Annotated in this window: 4 protein-coding genes and 2 tRNA genes; 1 reads left to right on the forward strand and 5 read right to left on the reverse strand. The window is 62.3% G+C overall.

The genetic code is table 11. The features are described from left to right. From EOA22_RS29825 to EOA22_RS39170, 5 genes are all read right to left on the reverse strand, one after another. Positions 1-952: slipin family protein (locus EOA22_RS29825; protein ID WP_164756005.1), on the reverse strand; the 952-nt coding region annotated here is incomplete at its 3' end. A 352-nt stretch (positions 953-1,304) separates the two neighbouring features. After that, positions 1,305-1,374: transfer RNA gene (locus EOA22_RS29830), tRNA-Asn, on the reverse strand. Positions 1,375-1,376: 2 nt separating this feature from the next. Next, positions 1,377-1,450, reverse strand: a tRNA-Tyr gene (locus tag EOA22_RS29835). Between the two features lie 227 nt (positions 1,451-1,677). Then, on the reverse strand, positions 1,678-2,226 hold the full coding sequence (locus EOA22_RS29840; RefSeq protein WP_063168176.1) for a histidine phosphatase family protein: 549 nt from the start codon (positions 2,224-2,226) through the stop codon (positions 1,678-1,680). Then, complete coding sequence (locus EOA22_RS39170; RefSeq protein ID WP_244514304.1) at positions 2,223-2,525, reverse strand: hypothetical protein; 303 nt, start codon at positions 2,523-2,525, stop codon at positions 2,223-2,225. The genes EOA22_RS29840 and EOA22_RS39170 overlap by 4 nt, the downstream gene beginning before the upstream one ends. Positions 2,526-2,545: 20 nt before the next feature. Between EOA22_RS39170 and EOA22_RS37795 the strand changes: the two genes are divergently transcribed. Next, positions 2,546-2,763: hypothetical protein (locus EOA22_RS37795; protein WP_164756003.1), on the forward strand; the 218-nt coding region annotated here is incomplete at its 3' end.

The following is a 2,763-nucleotide window of genomic DNA, read 5'->3' on the forward strand; positions in this document are numbered from 1 at the left end:
GGATGATGTTGGCCTCGGCCTGCTTTTCGGCCGACACCACCTGGTTGAGGATCTCGCGCATCTCGCCCGGCAGGATGACATCCTTGAGCGCGATATCGCTGACCTCCACGCCGATCTCGGCCATGTCGGCGCGGACCTTGGCTGCCGCTTCCTCATCGATCGTCACCTTCTTTTCGAGGATCTGATCGAGTGTCAGCGCGCCAAGCGTCTTGCGGAAGGCATATTGCAGGGCGCGGTAGAGGGCTTCGGAGAAGTCCTTCACCATGCTGACCGCCTTGACCGGATCGACGACCCGGTATTCGGCTGCGATGTTGACGCGGATCGTCACGCGATCCTTGGTCAGCACTTCCTGCCCGGCAACGTCGAGCGACTGGCGCTTGAGGTCGACGACCTTGATCTGCACCATGCGTCCGACGTTCCAGAAGCCATGCACGCCCGCCGTCAGCGTCCTGACCAGGACACCGTCGATGAACAGCAGTCCGGCCTGACCATCGACGACCGGATGGACGGACATCAATTCCGCCTTCCGGGCCTGGCCGAGCCGGCGCATGATCGCCGCATCGATGGCGAGATCGACTGACGTGTCGATCAGCGTCACCTTCCACGGGCCGGCATCCGTCCACAGCACGAGCTTGCGGTCCGGTGCCAGCACGGCGTGCAGATTGCCGTCACGCTCGATGACGGCGACATCCGTGCGCCCGGTGCGAACGACGGTGAAATGACGCGCGGCCACATCCGGAAGCTTGTCGAACAACGCCTTCTCGTATGCCGAAACGAATTCCGGGTTCTTCAGATCGTGCCGAGACACTTCGAGGCTGCCGCGCCGGTTGGCGAGCCAGTGCTCGCCCGGCAGCAGGACAGCCTTGATCTCCCCCTTGTGGAGGGCGAGGGCACGTTCGTTTTCCTTTACGAGGACGCGCTCGCGTCCAAGAACCTTGTCGAGAATGGTCATTGTCTTACTCCTGTCGGGCATGGCCCCATGCGAGGCGTCACGTCATGCGTCGATCTTCCCTTCGTTTCTCGTTTCACGTCGTCTCTTGCGTCGTAGCCCGGGCACGAATGATCCGGGGACTGGTGGCATCGAGCCGTGGCGGGCCTTCGGGAGCGGATCGCGGGGCAGCGAAGCGGGCGCAGGAGGCCTTAGCCTCCCTTGCCGGCGACACCGCGCCTTGATCGTCACCGCGGGCCTGGCCGCGAGCCGATGGCGAAAGACGCTTGAGATGATCCGCGCCCGAAGGCTTGGGTCACCCGTCCAGTCTTTCGCATTCCAGTCCCCGGACCGTTTTTCGGATGGCTTTTCAAGGCCAATGGAGAAGGAATCGAACCTTCGACAGTCAGATTAACAATCTGATGCTCTAACCAAACTGAGCTATCCGTGGTGCAGATGAAGGGACTCGAACCCACAACCTCCGGATTATGTCCGGCGCTCTCCCAGTTGAGCTACATCCGCGATCCCAATCCCCAAAGCGGCGCCGTATACAGGGCGGCAATGCCGCCTGCACGGGCGGAGACGAAAGCTCCAACCGTTGTGCTCGCTTCGGTTCTCGTGACCGGGAGCGCGCCTATAGCCCCTGCGACGGGTTGTCGCAAGCGGCATTGTCACGGCGAATTTGCGGCTTCTTTCAACGGTGGCATTTCAGCAACACCGCTTTCGGCGTCAGCGATCGCGCAGCACGCTCAGAAGGTGACGCGGCCGAGCACGCGCAGGCCATCGCCTTGCGGCTCGACGACGACGGCCTCACCTTCGCGCGGTGAGATGCCGGTCAGTGCCACGATGTCTTCCAGATGGGTGACCATGACCAGATTGTCGGAGCCGGAATAGACGCGGATTTCCTTCAGGATCGCAGCGATCTGCGCGGCCTTCTGCGTCTCGTCGCCTTTCAGGAGATCGAGCGGTGCAAAGAGTTCCGGGTCGGTCTCGAAGGCGATGCGGGCGGTGTCGAGGCAGCGGCAATAGCGGCTGGACAGCACGCGCTCGATCGGTGCCGCCCGAGCGGCAAACAGAGCGCCGATCTTGCTCGCCTGCTGCTTGCCGCGCGCCGACAGGTTCATCTGGGTGGCGCAGCTGTCGATGTCGAAATTGGCCGGATCGGTGGTGCCGGTGACCATGGCATGGCGCAGCAGCACGACGTGTCCGCCGTCGCGCAGCAGCGCCCAGCCTGCATCCGTGGCGTGCGCCACGCTGGGAACAACAAGCAGGAACAACGCCAAGGCAAATCGAATCATCCGCTATCCTTCTGCGGTTCCCGGCAAGGGGTTCCGGTGGCAGGACATATAGGGACGGTAAAGCCGGCCGAAAGACAAGGCGCGGTCGGCGGGAAGCGTAGACCTACTTCTTCGCCATCTGCTTCTTCACCAGATCGACCTTCTGGTCGGTGAGAGGGATGGCTGGTGTAGCCGGCTTCGCTAAAGCGCTGCTTGGCGTTCTCGAAGAATCCGATCGCCTTTTGATATTCGGCCTTGCCGCCGCCATAGCTGGCCCGATTCCAGCTGACATCCCCGAGATTGTTCTGCGCGAAGGCCATTGCATCGGAAGGCTTCCCTGGTGAATACCTTCAGCGTCGCCGTGAATGCGGCCTCGATCGGTGACGCTGCGCGCGTCGCTTTTCGTCTCGGCAACTGCAAGCGCGGTCGCGGCAAGACAAAGCAGTGCGGCGACGAAAGCCGTCAGCCATGCCCGCTGCAAAAGACTGAGGTTCGAGAGTCGGACAAAGGCCATTTGTCGTTCGTGTCCGCCCTGATGATCCAAGCCCTCTATAACGC

The organism is Mesorhizobium sp. M7A.F.Ca.US.014.04.1.1 (genome assembly GCF_003998745.1).
Lineage (GTDB): Bacteria > Pseudomonadota > Alphaproteobacteria > Rhizobiales > Rhizobiaceae > Mesorhizobium > Mesorhizobium ciceri.

Coding starts and splice junctions, on each gene's coding strand:
- EOA22_RS29840 (WP_063168176.1), bottom strand. CDS start 2,226: ATGATTCGATTTGCCTTGGCGTTGTTCCTGCTTGTTGTTCCCAGCGTG.
- EOA22_RS39170 (WP_244514304.1), bottom strand. CDS start 2,525: ATGGCCTTCGCGCAGAACAATCTCGGGGATGTCAGCTGGAATCGGGCC.